The organism is Streptomyces sp. (genome assembly GCF_035563135.1).
GTDB lineage: Bacteria > Actinomycetota > Actinomycetes > Streptomycetales > Streptomycetaceae > Streptomyces.
Window position 1 is genome coordinate 1 of sequence record NZ_DATMVN010000767.1, and the last position, 9,610, is coordinate 9,610.

A 9,610-nucleotide genomic window follows, 5' to 3' on the forward strand; every position below is an offset into this window, starting at 1 on the left:
GCGGGCCCCGCGGCCACCACGACCGGCAACGAACGTGTCGAGGCCTTCCGGGAAGCGATGCTGGCCCACGGGCTCGCCCTGCCCGACGCGTACATCGGGCAGGGCGACTTCCAGGCCGACAGCGGGCGGCGCGCCACCGAGCGCTTCCTGGCGCTCCCCGACCCGCCCGAGATCGTGTTCGCCGCCGACAACCTCATGGCGCTCGGCGCCCTGGACGCCATCCGTGCGCACGGTCTGCGCGTCCCGCAGGACATCGGCATCGCGGCCTTCGACGACATCCCGTGGTTCGTCCACACCGGTCCGCCGATCACCGCGATCGCCCAGCCCACGGGGGACCTCGGCCGTGCCGCCGTACGCGCCCTGGTCGACATCGTCGAAGGCCGCCCCCCGCAGTCCGTCACCCTGCCCGCCCGGCTCGTCGTACGCAGCTCCTGCGGCGAGCGCACCTTCACCCCCGGGAGCAACGAGTGAGCCAATCAGTGGAGTTGCTGCGCATCGAGGGCGTGCGCAAGACCTTCCCCGGGGTCGTCGCCCTGGACGGGGTCGACTTCGACCTGCGCAGCGGTGAGGTGCACGTCCTGCTCGGTGAGAACGGCGCGGGCAAGAGCACCCTCATCAAGATGCTCTCCGGCGCCCACCGCCCGGACGGCGGAAAGATCTTCGTCGGCGGCCAGGAGGTGCGCATCCACGGCGCGCAGGACGCCGAGAAGCTCAAAATCGCCACCATCTACCAGGAGTTCAACCTGGTACCCGATCTGACGGTCGCCGAGAACATCTTCCTCGGCCGCCAGCCGCGCCGCTTCGGCATGATCGACCGGCGCCGCATGGAGGCCGACGCCGAGGTGCTCCTGCGCCGGGTCGGCCTGCGCGTCCCGCCCAGGACCAGGGTCCGTGAACTGGGCATCGCCCGGCTGCAGATGGTCGAGATCGCCAAGGCCCTCAGCCTGGACGCACGTGTCCTGATCATGGACGAGCCGACCGCGGTCCTCACCTCCGAGGAGGTCGACAAACTCTTCGGGATCGTGCGGCAGCTGCGTGCGGACGGCGTCGGCGTCGTCTTCATCACCCATCACCTCGACGAGATCGCGGCGCTCGGTGACCGCGTCACCGTCCTGCGCGACGGCCGCAGCATCGGTCAGGTGCCCGCCTCGACGCCCGAGGCGGAACTCGTCCAGCTCATGGTCGGACGCAGCATCGACCAGCAGTACCCGCGCGAACGCCAGGAAACGGGACGGCCGTTGCTCTCCGTCCGTGGACTCACCCGCACCGGGGTGTTCCACGACATCAGCTTCGACGTGAAGGCCGGCGAGGTCGTCGGCATCGCCGGACTCGTCGGAGCGGGCCGCACCGAGGTCGCCCGCGCCGTCTTCGGCGCCGACCCCTACGACGCCGGGACCGTCGAGGTGTGCGGCGAGCGGCTGGGCAAGCACGATGTGACCGCCGCCATGGGCGCCGGGATCGGGCTCGTCCCCGAGGACCGCAAGGGCCAGGGCCTCGTGCTCGACGCATCCGTGCAGGAGAACCTCGGGCTGGTCACCCTCCGCTCGGCGACCCGCTCCGGACTCGTCGACGTCAAGGGACAGCGCTCCGCCGCCGCCCGCATCGCCGAGCAGCTCGGCGTACGGATGGCGGGCCTCGGCCAGCACGTCCGCACGCTGTCCGGCGGCAACCAGCAGAAGGTCGTCATCGGGAAGTGGCTCCTGGCCGACACCCGGGTGCTGATCCTCGACGAACCGACGCGCGGGATCGACGTCGGGGCCAAGGTCGAGATCTACCAGCTCGTCAACGAACTGACCGCCTCCGGGCACGCCGTCCTGATGATCTCCAGCGACCTGCCCGAGGTCCTCGGGATGAGCGACAGGGTCCTCGTCATGGCCCAGGGCCGCATCGCCGGAGAACTCCCCGCCCACGAGGCCACCCAGGACGCCGTGATGGCACTCGCCGTCAGCGCCGCCCCCGTGACAGCACCCACCGAACACGCAGAGAACGCAGAGGAGAGCCCCCGTGGCCACTGACACGCATCCGAGCAGGACGGGCGCGGGCGGCGCCGGACACACCCTCCGCCGCCTCCTGCTCGACAACGGCGCACTCAGCGCGCTGGTCGTCCTCCTGGTGGCGATGTCGCTGCTCTCCGGCGACTTCCTCACCACCCAGAACCTGCTGAACGTCGGTGTCCAGGCCGCGGTGACCGCGATCCTCGCGTTCGGTGTCACCTTCGTCATCGTCTCGGCCGGCATCGACCTCTCCGTCGGCTCGGTCGCCGCGCTCTCCGCGACCGTCCTCGCCTGGTCGGCGACGTCCGCCGGCGTGCCCGTCTGGCTGGCGGTCGTCATGGCCGTCGCCACCGGTATCGCCTGCGGTTTCGTCAGCGGCGCCCTCGTCGCGTACGGCAAGCTGCCCTCGTTCATCGCGACGCTGGCCATGCTCTCGGTGGCCCGGGGCCTGTCCCTGGTCATCTCCCAGGGCAGGCCGATCCCCTTCCCCGACTCCGTCTCCGTGCTCGGGGACACCCTCGGCGGCTGGCTGCCCGTCCCGGTCCTCGTGATGATCGCCATGGGCCTGGTGGCGGCACTCGTCCTGGCCCGCACCTACATCGGCCGCTCCATGTACGCCATCGGGGGCAACGAGGAAGCGGCCCGGCTCTCCGGACTGCGCGTCAAGAAGCAGAAGCTGGCCATCTACGCCCTGTCCGGCCTCTTCGCCGCCGTCGCGGGCATCGTCCTCGCCTCCCGGCTGGTCTCCGCGCAGCCGCAGGCCGCGCAGGGATACGAGCTCGACGCGATCGCCGCGGTCGTCATCGGCGGCGCCAGCCTCGCCGGAGGCGTCGGCAAGGCGTCCGGCACCCTGATCGGCGCGCTGATCCTCGCCGTGCTGCGCAACGGCCTCAACCTCCTGTCCGTTTCCGCCTTCTGGCAGCAGGTCGTCATCGGCGTCGTCATCGCCCTCGCGGTGCTGCTGGACACACTGCGCCGCAAGGCCGGATCGGGAACCGCGGCCGCCGCAGGCCCGTCCGCAGCGCCCGGAACACCCGGCAAGGGACGCAAGGCAGCGGTGCAGCTCGGTGTCGCGGTGGTCTGTGTGGCCGCCGTCATGGCCGCCGTGACCTTCTTCAAGTCCGGGTCCTCCGGTGACACCACCAAGGTGGGCATGTCCCTCTCCACCCTGAACAACCCCTTCTTCGTCCAGATGAAGGAGGGCGCGCAGGAGCAGGCAAAGGCGGCCGGGGTCGACCTCACCGTCACCGACGCCCAGAACGACGCCTCGCAACAGGCCAACCAACTGGAGAACTTCACCAGTTCCGGGGTGGACTCCGTCATCGTCAACCCGGTGGACTCCGACGCGGCCGGCCCCGGTGTCCGCGGCGCCAACAAGGCCGGCATCCCGGTGGTCGCCGCCGACCGCGGCGTCAACAAGGCCGAGACCGCGACGCTCGTCGCCTCCGACAACGTGGCGGGCGGCAAGCTCGCCGCGAAGACGCTCGCCGACAGGCTCGGCGGCAAGGGCAGCATCATCGTCCTGCAGGGAACCGCCGGCACCTCCGCCAGCCGTGAGCGCGGCGCGGGCTTCGCCGCGGGCATCAAGGCCTACCCGGGCATCAGGATCGTGGCGGCCCAGCCGGCCGACTTCGACCGCACCAAGGGCCTGGACGTCATGACCAACCTGCTCCAGTCCCACCCCGGCATCACCGGAGTCTTCGCCGAGAACGACGAGATGGCGCTCGGCGCGGTCAAGGCGCTGGGCAGCAAGGCCGGGAAGTCCGTCTCCGTCGTCGGCTTCGACGGGACCCCCGACGGCCTGACGGCGGTCGAGGCGGGCACCCTGTACGCGTCCGTGGCCCAGCAGCCCAAGGAACTGGGGAAGATCGCCGTGCAGAACGCGGTCCGTGCGGCCGACGGCAAGAAGGTCGACGGCATGGTGAAGGTGCCGGTCAAGGTCGTCACCCGGCAGAACGTCGCCGACTTCTCCTGAACACGGAAGGCACGATCACGATGTACGCACTCGAGGACTCCTCCCGGTACGACCTCCTGGTCGTCGGCTCGGCCAACGCCGACCTGGTCATCGGTGTCGACCGCCGCCCCGGGCCGGGGGAGACGGTGCTCGGCTCCGACCTCGTCGTCCACCCCGGTGGCAAGGGTGCCAACCAGGCGGTCGCCGCAGCCCGCCTCGGTGCCCGCACGGCGCTGCTGGCCCGGGTCGGCGACGACGCCCACGGGCGCCTGCTGCGTGCCTCGCAGCAGGAGGCGGGCGTCGACACCGGCGGAGTCCTCGTCGGAGGGGCGCCCACCGGCGTCGCCCTCATCACCGTCGACCCCTCGGGCGACAACAGCATCGTCGTCTCCCCGGGTGCCAACGCCCGGCTGACCCCCGAGGACATCCGGGCAGCGGGACCACTGTTCGCATCGGCCCGTGTCGTCTCCGTACAGCTGGAGATCCCGCCGGCCACCGTCGCGGAGACGGCACGCGCCCTCGGCCCGGGAACACGCCTGGTCCTCAACCCCTCACCGCCCGCGCCGCTCCCGGACGCGGTGCTGGCTGCCTGCGACCCGCTGGTGGTCAACGAGCACGAGGCGCGCTTCATCCTCGGGGGGAGCGCGGGCAGTTCCCCGGAGTCCTGGGCGCGGGGGCTCACGGCCCTCGGCCCGCGTTCGGTGGTCATCACCCTCGGCGCGGACGGGGCTCTGGTCGCCGACACCCGTGCCGGCGACCCCGTACGGGTGCCGAGCCCCCAGGTCGAGGCGGTGGACACCACGGGTGCGGGCGACGCGTTCACCGCCGCCCTGGCCTGGCGCCTCGGCCTGGGCGAGGAGCTCATCGAGGCCGCCGCGTTCGCCGTACGGGTCGGTGCGGCGGCCGTCACGAAGAAGGGCGCGCAGGCGTCCTTCCCGACCGCGGAAGAGGTTTCGGCACTGTGAAGAAGTCAGGCATCCTGAACAGCCGGCTCGCGGGAGCGCTGGCCGGACTGGGCCACGGCGACGGCGTCCTGGTCTGCGACGTGGGCATGCCCCTCCCGCCGGGGCCCCACGTGGTCGACCTGGCCTTCCGCGCGGGCGTCCCGTCCTTCGCCGAGGTGCTCGACGGGCTGCTGGAAGAGCTGGTCGTGGAGGGTGCGACGGCCGCCGAGGAGATACGGGAGGCCAACCCGGAAGCTGCCCGGCTCCTGGCCGCACGCCTCCCGGACCTGGCACATGTGCCGCACGAACAGCTGAAGGCGCTCACCGCGTCCGTCCGCCTCGTGGTACGGACGGGGGAGGCGCGGCCGTACGCGAACGTGCTGCTGAGATGCGGCGTCTTCTTCTGACGTCCCCGTGGCCAGGAGCTTGTTAGGGTGGCACCCGTGACTGCCGGGTCGGCCATGGGCCATGCGCGAGAGAGGCTCCCGGCTCCTGCGTGAGCGCGAGGCGGGTGCGAGCCCCGCCGCCCTGTCGTGTTCCCCCGCCCCGCGCCCGTACGAGGCGCCCCCGCCCAGCGGAATCCACGACACGGAGAGTGCCTGTACATGTCCCACACCCAGCAGCAGGACCCGCACGCATCTCGACAAGGCGTCGACGTCGTCCAGTTGAACCACCACGCCGTACACGCCAGGGACCGCGCCCTGTCGGCGGAGTTCATCGCCGCGGTCCTGGGCCTGGAGGTCGGCTCCCCCTTCGGGCCGTTCCTGCCCGTCGCCCTGGGGAACGGTGTGACGCTCGACTACTACGAACTGCGGGACGAGCCGGTGCAGTCGCAGCACTACGCCTTCCTCGTCCCCGACGCGCAGTTCGACACCATGATCGCCCGGCTCCAGGCGCTCGACGTCACCTACTACGCCGATCCCCGGCACACCGAACCCGGGCAGATCAACCGCCTCTTCGGTGGGCGCGGGGCCTATTTCAAGGACCCGGACGGCCACAACATGGAGATCATGACCCGGCCTTACGCCCGGCCCGCCCACGGAACCTGAGAGGAACCGCCGGGGCGCGCGAGGCCCCCCGCAGCGCGCGCCCGGGACCGGGGCCCGGGGCGGTCTCGACGGGAAGGCCCGGGGGAGCGCGGTGGAGCATTCCCGGCCACCGGATACCGAGCGGAGAGAACGGCAAGAGGCCCAGGTCCCAGGATGCCCCTGGTCGTCGTGGCCGACCCGTCCGATCACACGCGGACGCCCGCACCCTTCCTCAGGAGAATGCACATGCGTCTTCGTCGTCTCGTCGCCGGTGCCGTGCTCGCGGCCGCCGTGGCCGGCTCCACCACGGCGGCCGCGTCGGCCGCTCCCAAGCCCGATCCGTACGAGAACTACCTCACCGACACCAAGTACGACTCCGTCGCCTTCGGTATGAGCAGACAGCAGGTCGGGGCAGTCATGGGCACACGGCCGCACTGCTCCGGGACCGAGGCCGGCGGCGCCCTGGTGTGCTGGGGGCCGAACCAGTTCGTCGATCACACGGCGTCGTTCACCTTCAACGCCGCCGACCAGTTGGTCAGGAAGGAGAAGGACTACGCCTTCGCCTACGCCTGGTACACCTACGATCTGCCCCGGACCATGACCAAGGCCCAGTACGAGCAGCAGTTCGCGGTGGGCGACACACTGGCGGAGGTCAACGCCGCCGTCGCCGGTACGGCTTGCACGGACATATGGACCGAGCGGCCCGGTTACCCGTCGTCCAGCGGATGGAAGACGATGATCCATTGCACCGGCACCGTCGACGAGTCCTACCCGGAGATCGAGTTCTTCTTCACCGACGGCGTGCTGACGGGCAAGACCTACTCGTCCCGCGACGACGTCCGCTGACCCGGCCGGACCCCTCGGACGGCGAGGACCGGGACCGGCGCACCGGCCACTCGCGCCGGCTCAGTTGGCCCAGACCTCGGCGTCGGCTGCCGGAACGGTGGTGGCGAGCTTCAGCTCCTTGCGGGCCGCGACCGTCTTCTTCGGGTCGATGCCGGTGAAGGCCAGGTCGTAGGCGACGTAGAAGTCGTCCGTGTTGCCGGCTGAGGCGGCGTCCTTCCACGACCCGGCGGTCTCCTCCAGCTGCGTGCGGAGCTTGACGGTCTCCGGCTGCTCCATGCCCTCCAGGGCTGCGAGGTGGGCGTTCAGCGCAGAGGAAACGGCCTTGGCCTGCTTCTTGTAGCCCGCCAGGTCTTTCTCGATCTGGTCCGCCTCGGGCTGGTTGCTCCACAGCGCCTCGTAGACGGCGTTCGCGCCCTTCAGATACGCGAGCTGGTCGGCGGTCAGGGACTTGTCCTTGAGCGAGCCGGTGAACGTGCCCGATTCCTTGGCATACGTGCAGCTCACGGCCCGGTCGCCGGTCTTCCAGCTCTCGCTGGTGGGGTAGTAGTAGAAGAGGTCGACGCCCACGGGCACCGCCCAGGTGTCGGAGACGAACTTCTGCGACTCCGCCGGGCACCGCTCGTCGGCGATCTTCGTGGCACCGGCGTCGCCGGGGTACGCCGACTCCCCCTCGATGGCGAACTCGGCTACGACCTGGCCCTTGTGCGCTTCCTCGCACGGCACGATCTCGACGCTGAATTCCTCGCTCTCGGTCGCCCCGCTGTTCGGGTTGTAGCAGTCGCCCGGAGTGAGTGAGAAGACCGACCGCTGGCGCACCACCTTCTTGGCGCCGTCCTTGGCGCTGTCGAGGGCATCGGCGCAGCCCACCGCACCGATCGCGAGGAGGGCTACGGCAGCGGACATGCCGCGCGCTGAACGGGACGTGACACCGAAGAACATGACGTGGGCATCCTCAAACGGAAGAGCTGTGAACAGGTGTGCGCATCGTATGGCATAAATGTGACCACGCCGTGCGCGGATCTTTCTCGTCAACGCTTCCTCCGGTGCCTCTCCCTCTTCACGTCCACCCTCACGACTCGTCCAGTTCGTCGGACGGGCCCCAGTGCCGGATTCGGAGCACGCATGAGAACACTGCAGACCGCGACTCTCCTCGCCTCGACTGCCGGAGCCGCCCTGATGGCCGGGCTCTTCTGCGCCTTCGCGTACGCCGTCATGCCGGGCCTGTCCCGCACCGGCGACCGGGAGTTCGTCCGGAGCATGCGGCACATCAACCGGGCCGTCATCAACGGCTGGTTCCTCGTCCCCTTCCTGCTGCCCCTGCCGTCGCTGGTGCTGGCGACGGTCCTCGCCGCGAAGGGGCACAGCCCGGGGGCCCTGCCGTGGATCATCGCGGCGCTGGTGCTGTACGGGGCGGCGTTCCTCGTCACCGGGACACTGAACGTCCCGCTCAACGACGCGCTCGACAAGGTGCCGCCGGACGCGGCCTCCGACCGGCTGAAGGAGGCGCGTGCCGCTTTCGAGGGCCGCTGGGTCAGGTGGAACACCGTCCGCGCGGTCCTTCACACCGCGTCCTTCGGCGCACTGCTCTGGGCGTTCCACCTCCATGGCACCGCTGCACAGGGGTGAGCACGGGAGTGAGCTCGCGGGTTCGCTCCCACAGCCCCGCGGTTCAGGCCGCGACGACGGTCGCCGGCCTGGCCGGGGCAGGGGTGTGCGACGGACTCCGGGGCGAGGTGAAGACCACGGCCCGCAGCAACGCGAAACGTCCGGCCCCGGCCATCGCGGACGCCGACAGGTACACGGTCTGTTCGACCGGCGCGGAGGGAGCGGGCTGCACGGCGTGCAGCACGAGCAGGGCGCCCGTGGTGAACGCGTAGCTCACCACCACCGTGAGTCCGGACTGCAGATGGATCCGCCGGCCCCCGCGTCCGCTCCGGAAGGAGATCCGGCTGTGGAGCTCCGTCGCGATCACCGTGGAGACGACGGTGATCACGGCATTGGCGAGAGCCAGCGGTATCCGCTCGGCGAGCAGCACCAGCGCACCACCGGCCGCAAGGCCGACACCGCCCCCGCAGACGGCGAAGCGCACGAAGGCCGCCACGAGCGGACGGGCCGTGTGCTTCGTCGGTATGTGCGCTCGGGCGGTCACGGGAGCCTCCGGAAGGCGTGCGGAAACGATGCTCCGATTCCACCCCACAGCCCGGGAGGGCGCCTCCCCCCAGCGACGCAGCCCGGCCCCTACTTATCTGGGGGACATCCCCCAGGCCCCCCTGGGGGACGCCCGGTTCCCGACGGGTCACGGCGGCCTGCCCCCGCGTGACTCCCGGCGTTCCTCCCTCGTTGACCAGGACCGTGCCCCGCTGCCCGTGGCCCCGGTGAGGAGAGGAGCGGACGTGTACGAGTGCCCGGCACCACGCCCGACGCGGAACGCCCCGGCCCCCCGGCCGAGTCGGCGGCCTTCCGGACCGCTGCCGTACCTGGTGGCGGTCGCCGTGGTCTTCGCCACCGTCCAACTCGCCTTCGTCGTACCGGGTTCAGGACTCGCGTGGGACGAGACGGTCTATGTGAGCCAGGTCGGCGGCAACGCTCCTGCGGCCTTCTTCAGCGCCCCCCGCGCCCGGGGGATCTCCTACCTGGTCGCACCTGCCGCCGCGCTCACCACCTCCACCACCGCCCTGCGGATCTACCTCGCCCTGCTGTCCGCCACCGCGCTGGTCCTCGCCCTGTGGATCTGGCGGAAGGTGCTGCCCACGCCCGTCCTCGTGGGCGCGGGCGCACTGTTCGCCGGGTTGTGGCCGACCCTGTTCTACGGCCCCGCGGCGATGCCCAACCTGTGGTGCGCCC

Annotated in this window: 10 protein-coding genes and 1 pseudogene; 9 read left to right on the forward strand and 2 right to left on the reverse strand. The window is 70.9% G+C overall.

The window, feature by feature from the left end; translation table 11 throughout:
• From VN520_RS34150 to VN520_RS34180, 7 genes are all read left to right on the forward strand, one after another.
• Positions 1-471 (forward strand): substrate-binding domain-containing protein (locus tag VN520_RS34150; protein ID WP_325750828.1); only part of this gene is annotated, 471 nt, incomplete at its 5' end.
• Positions 468-2,015 (forward strand): sugar ABC transporter ATP-binding protein, encoded by a 1,548-nt coding sequence (locus VN520_RS34155; protein WP_325750829.1) that lies wholly within the window; start codon positions 468-470, stop codon positions 2,013-2,015. The genes VN520_RS34150 and VN520_RS34155, both read left to right, overlap by 4 nt.
• On the forward strand, positions 2,005-3,969 hold the full coding sequence (locus VN520_RS34160) for a substrate-binding domain-containing protein (protein WP_325750830.1): 1,965 nt from the start codon (positions 2,005-2,007) through the stop codon (positions 3,967-3,969). The genes VN520_RS34155 and VN520_RS34160 overlap by 11 nt, the downstream gene beginning before the upstream one ends.
• A 20-nt stretch (positions 3,970-3,989) precedes the next feature.
• Complete coding sequence (locus VN520_RS34165; protein ID WP_325750831.1) at positions 3,990-4,913, forward strand: ribokinase; 924 nt, start codon at positions 3,990-3,992, stop codon at positions 4,911-4,913.
• Complete coding sequence (gene rbsD / locus VN520_RS34170; protein WP_325750832.1) at positions 4,910-5,299, forward strand: D-ribose pyranase; 390 nt, start codon at positions 4,910-4,912, stop codon at positions 5,297-5,299. Before VN520_RS34165 ends, rbsD begins: the two co-directional genes overlap by 4 nt.
• A gap of 198 nt (positions 5,300-5,497) precedes the next feature.
• Positions 5,498-5,941: a VOC family protein gene (locus VN520_RS34175; protein ID WP_325750833.1), complete on the forward strand. Its 444-nt coding sequence runs from the start codon at positions 5,498-5,500 to the stop codon at positions 5,939-5,941.
• A 225-nt stretch (positions 5,942-6,166) separates the two neighbouring features.
• Positions 6,167-6,766, forward strand: a complete 600-nt coding sequence (locus VN520_RS34180; protein WP_325750834.1) for a BLIP family beta-lactamase inhibitor — start codon at positions 6,167-6,169, stop codon at positions 6,764-6,766.
• A gap of 60 nt (positions 6,767-6,826) precedes the next feature.
• Here VN520_RS34180 and VN520_RS34185 read toward each other — a convergent pair whose 3' ends face one another.
• Positions 6,827-7,705, reverse strand: a complete 879-nt coding sequence (locus VN520_RS34185; protein WP_325750835.1) for a septum formation family protein — start codon at positions 7,703-7,705, stop codon at positions 6,827-6,829.
• A gap of 183 nt (positions 7,706-7,888) precedes the next feature.
• Between VN520_RS34185 and VN520_RS34190 the strand changes: the two genes are divergently transcribed.
• Complete coding sequence (locus VN520_RS34190) at positions 7,889-8,392, forward strand: DUF1772 domain-containing protein (protein WP_325750836.1); 504 nt, start codon at positions 7,889-7,891, stop codon at positions 8,390-8,392.
• Between the two features lie 43 nt (positions 8,393-8,435).
• Here the strand turns inward: VN520_RS34190 and VN520_RS34195 are convergent, their stop codons facing one another.
• Positions 8,436-8,915, reverse strand: a complete 480-nt coding sequence (locus tag VN520_RS34195; RefSeq protein WP_325750837.1) for a hypothetical protein — start codon at positions 8,913-8,915, stop codon at positions 8,436-8,438.
• A gap of 244 nt (positions 8,916-9,159) precedes the next feature.
• Between VN520_RS34195 and VN520_RS34200 the strand changes: the two are divergent.
• Positions 9,160-9,610, forward strand: a pseudogene (locus VN520_RS34200) (hypothetical protein); the annotation flags it as partial.

Bases quoted from the DNA above. Each gene is read 5' to 3' on its own strand.
- VN520_RS34165 (WP_325750831.1), top strand. From the start codon at position 3,990: ATGTACGCACTCGAGGACTCCTCCCGGTACGACCTCCTGGTCGTCGGC.
- VN520_RS34175 (WP_325750833.1), top strand. From the start codon at position 5,498: ATGTCCCACACCCAGCAGCAGGACCCGCACGCATCTCGACAAGGCGTC.
- VN520_RS34180 (WP_325750834.1), top strand. From the start codon at position 6,167: ATGCGTCTTCGTCGTCTCGTCGCCGGTGCCGTGCTCGCGGCCGCCGTG.
- VN520_RS34185 (WP_325750835.1), bottom strand. From the start codon at position 7,705: ATGTTCTTCGGTGTCACGTCCCGTTCAGCGCGCGGCATGTCCGCTGCC.
- VN520_RS34190 (WP_325750836.1), top strand. From the start codon at position 7,889: ATGAGAACACTGCAGACCGCGACTCTCCTCGCCTCGACTGCCGGAGCC.